Origin of the sequence: Nocardia sp. NPDC049190, from assembly GCF_040648115.1 — a bacterium.
Taxonomy (GTDB): domain Bacteria; phylum Actinomycetota; class Actinomycetes; order Mycobacteriales; family Mycobacteriaceae; genus Nocardia.
This window is the reverse complement of record NZ_JBEZDE010000027.1, coordinates 1-11,896: the sequence shown is the minus strand read 5'-3', so window position 1 is coordinate 11,896 and position 11,896 is coordinate 1. Positions and strand designations below refer to the sequence as shown.

General features: G+C 66.9%; 12 protein-coding genes. 7 read left to right on the top strand and 5 right to left on the bottom strand.

The genetic code is table 11. The features are described 5' to 3' along the window. Positions 1-25 precede the first annotated feature (25 nt). Together rffA and AB0B25_RS22235 are read right to left on the bottom strand one after the other, a co-directional pair. Complete coding sequence (gene rffA, locus AB0B25_RS22240) at positions 26-1,165, bottom strand: dTDP-4-amino-4,6-dideoxygalactose transaminase (RefSeq protein WP_357182582.1); 1,140 nt, start codon at positions 1,163-1,165, stop codon at positions 26-28. After that, on the bottom strand, positions 1,162-2,217 hold the full coding sequence (locus tag AB0B25_RS22235; protein WP_357182768.1) for a glycosyltransferase: 1,056 nt from the start codon (positions 2,215-2,217) through the stop codon (positions 1,162-1,164). The genes rffA and AB0B25_RS22235 overlap by 4 nt, the downstream gene beginning before the upstream one ends. 292 nt (positions 2,218-2,509) lie before the next feature. Here AB0B25_RS22235 and AB0B25_RS22230 point away from each other — a divergent pair, with 292 nt between their 5' ends. The 4 genes from AB0B25_RS22230 to AB0B25_RS22215 all read left to right on the top strand — a co-directional run bounded on the left by AB0B25_RS22230 (position 2,510) and on the right by AB0B25_RS22215 (position 6,405). After that, a complete protein-coding gene (locus AB0B25_RS22230; RefSeq protein ID WP_357182765.1) occupies positions 2,510-4,768 on the top strand; it encodes a hypothetical protein in 2,259 nt (752 codons plus the stop codon). Next, on the top strand, positions 4,765-5,361 hold the full coding sequence (locus tag AB0B25_RS22225) for a GtrA family protein (RefSeq protein ID WP_357182580.1): 597 nt from the start codon (positions 4,765-4,767) through the stop codon (positions 5,359-5,361). The genes AB0B25_RS22230 and AB0B25_RS22225 overlap by 4 nt, the downstream gene beginning before the upstream one ends. A 9-nt stretch (positions 5,362-5,370) precedes the next feature. Beyond that, a complete protein-coding gene (locus AB0B25_RS22220; protein WP_357182577.1) occupies positions 5,371-5,604 on the top strand; it encodes a Trm112 family protein in 234 nt (77 codons plus the stop codon). A 282-nt stretch (positions 5,605-5,886) separates the two neighbouring features. Further along, positions 5,887-6,405, top strand: coding sequence for a L,D-transpeptidase (locus AB0B25_RS22215; RefSeq protein WP_357182575.1), 519 nt, complete (start codon positions 5,887-5,889; stop codon positions 6,403-6,405). Here AB0B25_RS22215 and AB0B25_RS22210 read toward each other — a convergent pair. Genes AB0B25_RS22210 through AB0B25_RS22200 form a run of 3 tightly spaced genes read right to left on the bottom strand, consistent with a single transcriptional unit; the run spans position 6,370 to position 8,599 of the window. Further along, positions 6,370-7,092 (bottom strand): TetR family transcriptional regulator, encoded by a 723-nt coding sequence (locus AB0B25_RS22210; RefSeq protein WP_357182572.1) that lies wholly within the window; start codon positions 7,090-7,092, stop codon positions 6,370-6,372. The genes AB0B25_RS22215 and AB0B25_RS22210 overlap by 36 nt on opposite strands. Beyond that, positions 7,089-7,880 carry an ABC transporter permease gene (locus AB0B25_RS22205; RefSeq protein WP_357182570.1) on the bottom strand — a complete coding sequence of 264 codons (792 nt, stop codon included), beginning with the start codon at positions 7,878-7,880 and terminating at the stop codon, positions 7,089-7,091. Before AB0B25_RS22205 ends, AB0B25_RS22210 begins: the two co-directional genes overlap by 4 nt. Continuing rightward, entirely contained in the window at positions 7,877-8,599 is a 723-nt protein-coding gene (locus AB0B25_RS22200; RefSeq protein WP_357182763.1) for an ABC transporter ATP-binding protein, read from the bottom strand. The genes AB0B25_RS22205 and AB0B25_RS22200 overlap by 4 nt, the downstream gene beginning before the upstream one ends. 439 nt (positions 8,600-9,038) lie before the next feature. Between AB0B25_RS22200 and AB0B25_RS22195 the strand changes: the two genes are divergently transcribed. From AB0B25_RS22195 to tyrS, 3 genes are all read left to right on the top strand, one after another. Beyond that, positions 9,039-9,671, top strand: a complete 633-nt coding sequence (locus AB0B25_RS22195) for a DNA-3-methyladenine glycosylase (protein ID WP_357182567.1) — start codon at positions 9,039-9,041, stop codon at positions 9,669-9,671. 180 nt (positions 9,672-9,851) lie between these two features. Continuing rightward, a complete protein-coding gene (locus tag AB0B25_RS22190; RefSeq protein ID WP_357182760.1) occupies positions 9,852-10,163 on the top strand; it encodes a DoxX family protein in 312 nt (103 codons plus the stop codon). Between the two features lie 239 nt (positions 10,164-10,402). Continuing rightward, a complete protein-coding gene (gene tyrS, locus AB0B25_RS22185) occupies positions 10,403-11,692 on the top strand; it encodes a tyrosine--tRNA ligase (RefSeq protein WP_357182565.1) in 1,290 nt (429 codons plus the stop codon). Positions 11,693-11,896 lie beyond the last annotated feature (204 nt).

Below are 11,896 nucleotides of genomic sequence, written 5' to 3'. Positions count from 1 at the left end.
GCATCGCGTCAGCGGGACAGCAGATTCACCACGAGTATGCCGTGACGGCGTCGATCACCCGATCGAGCTGCTCGGCCGTCAGCATGGGGTACAGCGGCAGCCGCACGATCGTCGCGGAGAACTCGGCGCTGCGCGTGCAGGGAACCGGTGTGCGCCCATACTTCAACCCCGCCGGGCTGGAATCCAGGGGAATGTAATGGAACGGCGCGACGATGCCCTGCGCGGCCAGGTGCCCGATCATGCCGTCGCGGCTCTCCTCGGTCGGCATCCGCAGGAAGAACAGGTGCGCGGTGTGACCGCGATCCGGCGGTACCTGCATGAGCCGGACACCCTTACGGCCGGCCCAGTCGGGGAGTGCCGCGGCGTAGGTGTCCCACACACGGTGGCGCTGCTGCTGAATCGTGTCGAACTCGTCGAGCTGGGCGGCGAGGACCGCGGCGTTGAGTTCGCTGGGCAGGTAGCTGGAGCCGATGTCCTGCCAGGAGTACTTGTCCACCTGTCCGCGCAGGAACCGGGCCCGATCGGTGCCCTTCTCCCGCATGATCTCGGCGCGCCCCATCAGGATGTCATCGGCCAGCAGCAGTGCGCCGCCCTCGCCGCAGTGCACATTCTTGGTGTCGTGAAAACTCTGCGTGCCCATGGTGCCGATAGTGCCGAGCGCGCGGCCGCGCCAGGTGCCGCCGAGGCCGTGCGCGTTGTCCTCGATGAGGGCGAGTCCGTACCGGTCGGCCAGGGCGAGCAGCGCGGCCATGTCGGCGGCGACGCCACCGTAGTGCATGACGAGTACCGCTTTGGTGCGCTCGGTGATCGCATCGGCGACCGCCGCGGGATCGATGTTGCCCGTCTCCTCGTCGATGTCGACGAACACACAGGTCGCGCCGCGCAGGGCGATCGATGTCGCGGCTGAGGTGAACGCGAAGCTCGGCACGATGACCTCGTCGGCCGGGCCCAGTTCGAGCAGCAGTCCACCCAGTTCGAGGGCATGGGTGCAGGAGGTGGTCAGCAACGCGTGCGGCGCGCCGGTGATCTCCTTCAGCCGCGCCGTCACCGACCTGGTGAACTGCCCGTCGCCGTGACTGTGGTCGGAGCTCAGCACCACCTCGAGGTTCGCCAGCTCGCGTCCGGCGCGGTACGGCCGACTGAAGATGATGCGGTCCGTCGTCACTCCCCCTGGCCCTTCTCGGTCGCGACTGCCGCTACGACGGCAGCGTGGTGTTCGGTTACACGATGTTCGGAGCTGCCCGTCCGTCCGTTGCTGTCCGGTCGTGGAGTCGGCGAGTCGACGGTGAGATAGAGCGGCTTGCCGACCAGGATATGCAAGGCAACGCCGAGGTACTCGGCGATAAGGCCGAGTGAGAACAGGATCGCACCCGAGCACAGCAGCAGCACGACGATCATCGAGGCCCAGCCCTCGGGATCATTGTTCGCGCCGAACAGTGCCTGGAAGATGACGACCGCCGCCATGACACCGCCGGCCAGCGCCAGCGTGACGCCGAGCAGGCTGACCAAGCGCAGGCCACGAGTTCCGCTGCACAGCACCATCTTCCAGAACAGTGAGAACAGCCGACGGTAGTTGTAGCCGGACTCCTCGCGTCCTTCGGCGCGCAGCACCACCGGTGCCGAGATGGCGTTGCCGACCACCCAGGTCAGCGCGACGTCGAGGTAGACGCCATTGGCGGCGACCTCCGCCAGCTGGCGTCCGATGTCGCCGCGGATCAGCCGGAAACTCTCGAATCTGGTCGAGTCCGGGAAGGCGAACACCGTGGCCAGCACGATCTTCGAGCCGCGCGAGGTGAGATTGCGCAGAAAGCCGTGCGGCCGGGTGTTCGTCGGCTTCGAGTAGACCAGATCGGCCCGTTCGGCCAGCGCGGCGTCGAGGAAGTCCGCGATGAAGACGGGATCGTGCTGTCCGTCCTCGTCCATCGTGACGATCCACTGGCCCTGCGCGACCGCCATGCCGGCGATGGTCGCCGCGTCCTGGCCGAAGTTGCGGCTCAGCCAGACCGCGCGGACCTGGCGGAAGTCGTGCGCCAGACGCTGCACCACCACGTCGGAGCGATCCGGTCCATTGTCATGGACCAGGATGATCTCGTCGACGACGAACGGGATGCCACCGCTGGTGCGACTCGGCCGACCATATCGGTCCAGCTCCTGCACCAGCGCGGTGATCGTCTGCTCGCCTCGGTAGACGGGGACTACGACGGAGACCGAATGCACTCGCTCGGAACCGTTGCGATTCGACCCGGCATGCGACAGGACGCTCGACGCCACCAGGTTGGACCGGGGAGTATGTGCGGAAGGAATCGGCATTTGCGTGATCGACTTTCGACGACGGGGCGTGCCAGGAACTCGTCGCTGGTGGCTGAGCCCGAGCCGCCGTGAACTCTAACACGCGATCCGGCGGGGTTCGTGCGGCGGCCGGTGCGGTCGCCGGGCCTACGGCGACATCGACTTTGCGGCATCGGACAGTGCCAGCGCAGCGGCTTGCCTGTAGGGTCTGTGACTCGTGGTGGAAAGTAGCACACTTGCTTCGCGAGACGTCTACAAGTGGGGGATTATTACCGCGCTCGGAGTAGTCGCGGGATATGTTGCCGTTCTGTTCGCCAACGTCCGGCATTTCTACACCGACGACACCGAGTCGCAGTACACCCCGCTGTGGGTGATGCTCGGTAGACATCTGCGCGACGGGCGGTTACCGGTGCTGGTTCCCGAGCACTGGATGGCGGGTAACTACACCATCGAAGAGGCGGGTCTGCTCAATCCGCCGCAGCTGCTGATCGATCTGATCGCGCCTTCGGTCGACAACCTTGTGCTGTACGTCACCGTGGTCAAACTGGTCTTCGCCATCATCCTGGGGCTCGGTGTGTTCCGGATCTGTCTGGTCTACGGTGCGAAGGCGTCCTGGGCGGCGGTGGCCGGCAGTGCCATCCCCTTCACCGGATGGCTGTTGTTCTTCGACGAAGCCAGCTGGATGACCGCGTTCACCGGGACCGCCTGGATGGTGCACGCCTGGGCCTCCGGCGTGCGGTACGCGCGCGGGCGCGGCGGTCCGATTCCGGCCTTCGTATTCTTGTACCTGGCAATTTCGGTGCAGTACATCTTCCCCGCGGTCGAGGCCGGTCTGATGATCGGTGCCGTCGCGATCGGCGAACTCGTCTATCAGAAGGCGTGGCGTCCCTCGCTGCGTCTGCTCACGATGGCGGCCTTCGCCGCACTGGCGGGGTTGGCGACCTACCTGCCGAGCATGTTGTCGGCGAAGGTGACGTGGCGGGGTACCGCGCAGATCAACAACGATCAGTTCCTCACCGTGCCATGGTCGGAGTCGCTCAACGCGAGCCTGCCCAGCAGTTTGCCCGCGTTCAGCTCTTGGTGGGGCTATGTGCAGCCGATGCCGGTGGTCTACATCGCCTGGTTCCTCGTTCCCGCGCTGGCCTTCGTCGACTGGCGTAAGGCGCTCGATTCGGCGCGGGAGCTCAGCGCGCCCGCACTGTTCGCGGTGATGGCCCTGATGTGGACCGCGGGACCGGGCACCATCGGCCCCCTGCGCTGGCCGGCTCGGGTGCTTCCGATGGTCGCGCTCGGGCTGTTGGTGTTGGTATGCGTGCTGCTCGGGCGTTTCGCGACCTTCGAGGGATGGCGGCGGCGCGCAGTCGCCGCCGCGGTTCTCATCGGCCTGCTCTGGGTGCGATCGTTCTCGGCGGCGCCGCACGAGGTGGTGTGGCACGTCGTCGCGGCGCTCGGTGTCGCGGCGCTCGGGTCCGCCGTGGTGTGGCTCGGGCGCAGCCGCGGCATGGTCGCGGCGTGCGCACTGGTGATCGCTTCGGCATTCCCGATCGTCTACCTCCAGGTGCGCGCCGCCCAACCGACGCCGATGAGCTGGAATCTGCCGGAGAACCGGGCGGAGATGAAGGCCGCGTTCCCCGATCTTCCGGGTACCACGCTGCAGCTCGGTGACCGTGCGCTGATCCCGCCCGGCGAGCGGACTCTGCAGGGTGCGTACGGGTCGCTGGTGTTCGGGAATTACGCGAAGGATCTCGAACTCACCTACGTCAGCGGATACACCCCGAACGGGCATTTCTGGTTCGGCGAGATGCTGTGCATGCGCTGGGACACCAGTGTCTGCCCGGACGCCTACCGGCGGGCGTTCGCGACCGAGCCGGCCACCGGAAAAACCATCGTCGACCTGATGAAAGTCGATCGCGTTGTGCTGCAGCGCGCGCTGTATCCGGACGCGCGCAACCAGCCCGCCCCGCCCGGCTGGAAATGGGTCGATTACCCGGGCCACGAGAAGTACATCGCGGTGCTGGAACGCGAAGGCGGCCTGATCTCGAACCAGAACGGGCGGGTGGCGGCGATGCGGGGCGGGACCGCCACCTCGATCTCGGAGTCGGATCTGACCAGCCGGGTGCAGGTGAGTTCGGATGACGGCGGCCGGGTGGTGTTCGCGCGGCTGGGCTGGCCCGGCTACCGCGTGACCCTCGACGGTCGCGACATTCCCTTCGACGTGGTCGCGAAGACCTTTGTCGCGGTGGATATTCCAGCGGGCACGAAGTCCGGTGACCTGGTGCTGACCTGGCGGCCGCCCGGCTGGAAGATCGGCGGCGCCGCCATAGTGTTCGGGCTGCTCGGCGTCGGGGTGCTGGAGTGGGCATATCGGCGCGGCAGGCGACGTGCGGATGAGCCGGCCGAGCCGACCGACGAGCCGACGCCACCGGACACCGCTGCGTCCGAGTCGGCCGAGTCCGGTCTGGCGGACGCTGTCCGATGAGCGCGGCGGACGCGGTCGGTGCGCGCACCGCGGGCCCGCGAAGCCCGGAAACCACGGCGCCCACCGAGGTACCCGTGGCCGAGACGCACCCTCCGGCGGTAGGTGGGCCCGACCGCGTCGACGTATCCGCGACTGTTGCCGCAGACCCGGGGCCGCTGCTGCGGATGGTGCGACGGCAGGAGATCGCGTTCGCCGTCGTGGGCGTGGTGAACACCGGGCTCGGCATGGTGTTGACGGTGATGTGGCTCGCGGTTTTCGGCGATCGGGTACCCCCCGCGGTCGCGCCCGCCGCGGCCTATGCCATCAGCGTGTTCGTCGCGTTCATCCTGCACCGCACTCTGGTGTTCCGGGTGCGAGGGCGCCTGCTGCGCGATTTCGTCGCATTCTTCGCCGTGAATTCCGGTGGGCTGCTGATGAATATGGTGCTGCTCCAGCTCGCCGTGACGGTCGGGCACCTGCCGAGTATTCCGTCGGCGGTCGTGGTGATGGCGCTGGTCGCGGCCGCCAGCTTTTTCGCGCACCGGCACATCTCGTTTCGTCGGGCTCCCGCGGCCGACGCCGACGGTTCCCGGCCGGACACCGACGACAGGTAGGTTCACCTTATGCCTGAGCACACCACCTTGGATGCCACACTGCTGAGCCTGCTGGCCTGCCCGCAGGACAAGGGCCCGCTGCAGCTGGTCCACGCCGCCGACGGCAGCACGCTGCTCTACAACCCGCGCCTGCGCCGGGCATACCCGGTCGAGGGCGGCATCCCGGTTCTGCTCATCGATGAAGCGCGCGATGTCACCGATGCCGAACACGATGCGTTCACCGGAGCGCAGTCCGACATCTGATCCCTGCCCGAGACCGGACCTGGCCGGTCGTGGCCTGCTGCTGTCTTCCTGTCCGCGCACTCCTGTCCTGCTGCGTCCTGCTGCGTCCTGCTGCGCCGAGGTGGGTGCCGATAGCGCTCGGCAACGGATCCGTCACGTTCGGGTACGAACGTTGACCGTGTGAAGCAGAGTCCGCCATGATCATTTACACCTCAGAAAGCTCCGCCCGCTCCGGCGAAGGAGCGGTCCGACCAACCTGGTGAGCGACACAGGTGGCGTAAGGGTAGAGAGGTCAGGAACGTAATGAGCAGACCGCGTTTACGTAACTGGACAGCCCGATGTGCGATTCTTCTCGGTGTAATGGCGGCGGGGTTGGCGACGGCGGTGCCTGCGCAGGCCGAACCGCTGTGGCCGGGCGGCCCCGACATCCCTGGTATGCCCGCGCTGATTCCACCCCCGGCGCCCCCACCGCCCACGGCGCCATGTTCCACGGCTGCGCGCGCCTGTCTGCGCCTGTCGACCGACGATGCTTGGTTGATGGACGAGGGCCGGGTGGTCTACGGCCCGACTCCGATTTCACACGGCATGCCGGGATATGAGACGCCGCCCGGGGTGTTCCGCGTGTCGTTCAAGAAGGAATTCCACTGGAGCACGATGCACAACGCTCCGATGCCGTATGCGGTTTTCTTCAATGGCGACATCGCCTTTCATGTCGGGCCGATCGAGCAGAAGTCGCATGGTTGTGTCCGGATGCTGCATGAGGCCGCCAAGGAGTTCTACGAGTATCTATGGCCTGGCGACATCGTCGAAGTCGTGGAGTGACCTGGCGGCCGCGTCTCCGCGAATGCGTTGACCGCCTTGCGGATCGGGGTTCTGGATCGGCCCGATGTCCCCAGTGAGATAGCGCTGGAGCGTCGGGCCGACCGCGGCGACCAGTTCGGTCGCGGGCATGGACGCCAGCGGTTCGACGCCGACGATCTTGCGGGCCACCAGGACACCGATCATCTGCGATGCGACCAGCGCGACCCGGGTGCGGCCATCGTCGTCCAGGGTGGCGATACGCTGCCGGACGCGCTCCAGGACGACTTCCAACAGGAACTTCTTTGCCAGGGCCGGGTTGTCGCCGCCGGTCAGGATACTGCGCACCACCGCGACGACACCGGGTCCCGCGGGGGAGTCCCACACGGCGGACACCGCGCGAATGATGTTCTCGCCCAACCGGTCCAGTGGCGCGGACTCGATGATCCGCAAGGTCGCCTCCGGGTCCACCGGCAGTTCCACCACCGCGGCGAAAAGCTGTTGTTTGGTCCCGAAGTAGTGGTGCACCAAGGCGGGATCGACACCCGCGTCGGAGGCGATCGCGCGGACCGAGGTCTTGTCCAGGCCGACATCCGCGAAGCGCGTGCGGGCGGCCGCGAGGATGGCCTCGCGGGCGCCCGACTGTCCGGGTCTGCGGCCGGAGCGGCTGGGACGGTCGGTGCCGTCTGATCCGTCATCCGCCGTCGTCACGCGGTCCGCCGTCGTAGCGTCGCAGCGCCCAGGCATAGCGCGACGATCGTGAATCCGAGGACGATCGCCAGGTCGCCCCACATCTCGCCGGTCACCTCCGGATGTGTCGAAACCCGTTGCAGCGCATCGACCGCGTAGCTCAATGGCATCACGTTGCTGATCGCCTCCAGCCAACCGGGCAGTTGGCCGCGTGGAACGAGCAAGCCGCACAGGAAGATTTGCGGCGCCACCACAACCGGCATGAACTGTACGGCCTGGAATTCCGTACGTGCGAACGCGCTTGCCAGCAGGCCGAGGGCGACGCCGCATACCGCGTCGATCACCGCGATCAGCACCACCCAGCCGGGACTGCCCGCCGAGTCGAGCCCGAGCAGGCCGAAGGAGACCAGACAGGCGACCACCGCCTGCGCGGCCGCGGCCAGCGAGAAGGCAGTGCCGTACCCGGCGAGCAGATCGAGCTTCGACAGCGGCGTGGTCAGCAGCCGCTCGAGCGTGCCCGAGGTGCGTTCGCGCTGCATGGCGATGGCGGTGATCAAGAACATCACGATGAACGGCAGAATGCCGAGCATGCTGATGCCGACCCGGTCGAACAGCGAGACCGGGTTCAGCGGGCTGGTCGGGGTGTCCTGGTAGATGAAGTACAGCAGTGCCATCAGCAGCGCCGGGACCACCAGAATCATCGCGACCGTCCGATGGTCGTTGCGCAGCTGGCGAAGGATTCGACCGGTGGTCGCGGCGTAGGGGCGCAGCGTCGGTGTCCGTCGCGTCAGGGGGAGGGTGGCGGTCATGCGTTCTGTCCCATCGTGATCAGGGTGAGGAAGGCGGTCTCCAGGTTCTGCTCTCCGGTCTCTGCTCGCAGCTCATCGGGGCTGAGCTGGGCAAGCAGGCGCCCTTCGCGCATCAGCAGGAGCCGGTCGCAGTGGTCGGCCTCGTCCATGACATGACTGGACACCAGCAATGTCGTTCCGCCCGAGGCCAATTCGCGGAACTGTTTCCAGAGATCGACGCGCAGAACGGGATCCAGACCGACCGTGGGTTCGTCCAGGATCAGCAGCTCCGGTTGGGCGACCAATGCGCAGGCGAGCGAGGCGCGGGTCTGCTGGCCGCCGGAGAGTTCGTCGCCGCGCTGTCGGGCGTGCGGGCCGAGTCCGACTGCCGCGACCGCGGCGTCGACGGCATCGCGATCGCGGCCGTAGAGCGCGGCGAAATACGCGACGTTTTCGCGGACGCTGATATCGGAATAGATGCTCGGCGCCTGGGTGACATAGCCGATCCGATGGCGCAGTGCCGCCGAGCCGGCGGGGAGGCCGAGCGCGGACACGTCCCCTGATTCGACGATCTGGGTGCCGACGATGCTGCGCATGAGCGTGGTCTTACCGCAGCCGGACGGCCCGAGCAGCCCGGTGATGGAGCCGCGCGGAATGGTCAGGGAGACATCGTGCAGGACTTCGCGGCCGCCGCGGACGACCCGCAGGTTCCGGACGTCGACGACGGGAGGTGACAGCAGTTGCGACACGGTCTGCTCAATTCATCGAGTGTTGAATTCACTGTGTGATGAATTTAGCGTGGTCGCGACGAGCCGGCAAGACACGATCGAGTGTCGCCCTCAGCAGATCGGTGTGTTCGGCGTGCCGCGACGCAGTCCCGCTCTCGTTCCAGGTCCGCGGCCATGAACTGGCCCGAACTTCCCTGGTCTTCGTGTCAGAACAGAAGCCTGCCGAAGCAGAGGGCAAGGACAAGCGCCAGCGATGACCTGGTTGAACTGACGATGAGGCTCACGGTCAGCTGCCCCGGCCCGGATCCGACGGAATGGGATGGTGGTCGCAAACGGCGCGGCGCGGACCCGCCGAGAGGGACTCGTTCCTGCCTGGTCGCTCCCGATACCGTCGCAGGCCGACGGGGGCTCCGGGTGGCCTGCGGATATTCCGTCGTGGCCGTCGAGCACAATGGCGCCTGTGTCTGCCGAGGAACTCGCCGTCGAACCGCCCGCCGCCGCCCGGCGTCTGCTCGGGGCAACGCTGTGGTCGGGGTCGGTCGGGGTACGCATCGTCGAGGTCGAGGCATACGGGGGAGACCCAGCCGGGCCTTGGCCGGACCCGGCCTCGCACTCGGGACGCGGGCGAACCAAGCGCAACGGAGTGATGTTCGGGCCGGCCGGGGTGTTGTACGTGTATCTCAGTTACGGCATGCATACCTGCGTGAACGTGACGACTGGACCGGACGGCACGGCCAGTGCCGTACTGATCCGCTCCGGTGAAGTGATCGCCGGGCAGGAAACGGTGCGGTCGCGGCGTCCAGGCGCGCGTTCCGAACTCGATTTCGCGCGCGGCCCCGGCAACCTCGGCAGTGCGCTGGGAATCGCATTGAGCGACTATGGAACCCCGCTGTTCGATTCATCCTCCGCCATTCGGATGGAGTTGCATCGGCCGGTCGAGGCTGCTGAGATCGCCAGCGGTCCCCGGGTGGGCGTGAGCAGTGCGGCGGATGTGCCGTGGCGGTTCTGGTTGTCCGGTTCACGGGCCGTTTCGGTCTATCGGCGCAGCCCCCGCGCCCCGCTGACCGCCGCGGAAACGGTGTGATTACCGGTCGAACAATTCGGTGCGCCGCGATGAATCCGGACGAGGACACGCGTCTGATCAGGTGAGGCGCCGCCACCCGGCGCGACCGACCTCTAGGAACGAATCATGACCGTCGCCGTCACCGCCACCGTCGTCGATCGCCCGGGCAAGGCGCTCGACCGCACTTTATGAACCCAGCAGATCCCGCCGAAGCTGGCCGACCAGTCCGCTGCTGTGCGGATCTTCGATGAGATCGGGTTCGGCGACTGGTTCCACTGCTTTACCGGTGTCGTCGAGATCCCAGGTGGTATCGGCCCGCTGGTGCCCCGGGTGAGTGGGCTTACCGGAGCCGGCCTTTCGACCGTCATGGTGTTGGCCGCAGCCACGCAGGCGTTCGTCCTGGGCGCTCCGGGCCTTGCGTCATTTCCCCTGGTACTGGCGATGCTTCTCGTCTGGATGGCATCCCGGCGGCGCGACACCATCGTCGCGGTGTCGCAGCTGCTGTCTCGCTGAGCCTTTCGACAAACACGACGATCGGCGACTTCGGTAGGCCGATCGGCGTACCGATCTGCAGAGGTGCGACCTCTTCGATGTTCTCCGGCGGCACGTCGGTCAGGTTGCTCGAGACCCGCCGAAATTCTGAACATGGCCGGGTCTGAAGTCGTGCCTACTCGCTCGACCTCGGTTCACGCCACGCAAGGACACCGAGGCGCGGACAGGGCCGCCGACGTCGTGCGGAAAGATAGGACAGCGTGACCGGCGACATCATCGACGAACTGACCTGGCGCGGACTGATCGCGCAGTCCACCGACCTGGATGCCCTGCGCGCGGCGGCGATCGCCGGGCAGCTGACCCTCTATGCCGGCTTCGATCCCACCGCCGCCAGTCTGCACGCGGGTCATCTGATTCCGCTGCTCGCGTTGAAGCGTTTCCAGCGCGCGGGTCATCGCCCGATCGTGCTGGCCGGCGGGGCCACCGGACTCATCGGTGACCCTCGCGACGTCGGCGAACGGACGATGAACGCGACCGACACGGTGGCCGACTGGGCCGAGCGGATCCGCTCCCAACTGGCGCGTTTCGTCGACTTGGACGATTCGCCGACCGGCGCGGTCATCGTCGACAACATGGACTGGACCGGGCCGCTGTCGGTCGTCGACTTCCTGCGTGACATCGGCAAGCATTTCTCGGTGAACGTCATGCTGGCCCGGGACACCATCAGGCGGCGGCTCGACAGTGAGGGCATCTCCTACACCGAATTCAGCTACATGCTTCTGCAGGCCAACGACTACCTGCAACTGCGTCGCAATTACGGCTGCACGCTGCAGGTAGGCGGATCCGATCAGTGGGGCAACATCATCGCGGGCGTCGAACTGAACCGCCGCGTCGACGGGGAGTCCGTGCATGCGTTGACCGTGCCGCTGGTCACTTCCGCCGATGGCAAAAAGTTCGGGAAATCCACGGGCGGGGGCAGTCTGTGGCTGGACCCCGACATGACCAGCCCCTACGCCTGGTACCAGTACTTCGTGAATACGGCCGACGCCGATGTGGTGCGCTACCTGCGCTGGTTCACGTTCCTGCCCCGCGAGGAGCTCGACGAGCTGGAGCGGGCGACCGCCGAGCGGCCGCATGCCAGGCAGGCGCAGCGCAGGCTGGCGGCCGAGATGACAACACTGGTGCACGGCGAGGCGAACACCCTTGCGGTGCAGCGGGCCAGCCAGGCGCTGTTCGGGCGCGGGGAGTTGCGTGACCTCGATGAGCCGACGCTGGGCGCCGCGTTGCGTGAAGCCGCGGTCGACGGCGAGGTCACGCAGATCAAGGCGGGCGAGCCGAACACCATTGTGGATCTCCTGGTCGCGACTGGTCTCTGTGAAAGCCGGGGCGCTGCCCGGCGTGCGGTACAGGAAGGCGGAGCATCGGCGAACAACGCCAAGATCGCCGACATCGAATGGACCCCGGCTGACGCCGACTACTTGCACGGTCGGTGGCTGGTGCTGCGGCGCGGGAAGAAGAACCTCGCCGGGGTTCTGCGGGCGGATGCATGAAGATCGCAGTGGTTTGAGTCACATCCGTGTGATTCAAGCCCGATACTGCCCGGCCTGCGGGGCTGTGACCTGGCGAAACGCCTACTCGTTCACGCGATTTGACGTAGCGTTTTCCGCCGCGTAACTTATTCCAAGTCAGAGCGACACGGACACCGACCCGGAGCCGAGAAGCCCAGCGGAAACGCTGAGCAGGAGGACCGGGAA

Excerpts from the sequence above, each read along its gene's own strand:
- AB0B25_RS22205 (WP_357182570.1), bottom strand. The coding sequence starts at position 7,880 with ATGACCGCCACCCTCCCCCTGACGCGACGGACACCGACGCTGCGCCCC.
- AB0B25_RS22220 (WP_357182577.1), top strand. The coding sequence starts at position 5,371 with ATGCCTGAGCACACCACCTTGGATGCCACACTGCTGAGCCTGCTGGCC.
- AB0B25_RS22225 (WP_357182580.1), top strand. The coding sequence starts at position 4,765 with ATGAGCGCGGCGGACGCGGTCGGTGCGCGCACCGCGGGCCCGCGAAGC.
- AB0B25_RS22195 (WP_357182567.1), top strand. The coding sequence starts at position 9,039 with ATGGCGCCTGTGTCTGCCGAGGAACTCGCCGTCGAACCGCCCGCCGCC.
- AB0B25_RS22215 (WP_357182575.1), top strand. The coding sequence starts at position 5,887 with ATGAGCAGACCGCGTTTACGTAACTGGACAGCCCGATGTGCGATTCTT.